Origin of the sequence: Helicobacter sp. 13S00401-1 (assembly GCF_002272925.1) — a bacterium.
Taxonomy (GTDB): domain Bacteria; phylum Campylobacterota; class Campylobacteria; order Campylobacterales; family Helicobacteraceae; genus Helicobacter_I.
In genome coordinates, this window is the sequence record NZ_MLAR01000057.1 from 1 (window position 1) to 220 (window position 220).

Consider the following 220-nt stretch of genomic DNA (forward strand, 5'->3'; position numbering starts at 1 on the left):
GCTTCTATAGCTGCATTAAGAGCTAAGAGATTTATTTGATCTGCTATGTCTTTAATAATAACAGTAACACTTTTAATATCTTCAGATTGAGATATTACTTCATTAGTCTTATTAGATACATTTTGCATAGACTGAGTTATTTCTTCTATAGCAGTAGCAGATTGTTCTAAAGAGCTAGCTTGTGCATTAGAACTTTGAGATAAGTTAGTAATAGAAGTAT

At 29.5% G+C, this 220-nt stretch carries 1 protein-coding gene; it reads right to left on the reverse strand.

The features are described 5' to 3' along the window. A partial coding sequence (locus BKH43_RS08410) for a methyl-accepting chemotaxis protein (protein ID WP_253248089.1) occupies positions 1-220 on the reverse strand: 220 nt, incomplete at both ends.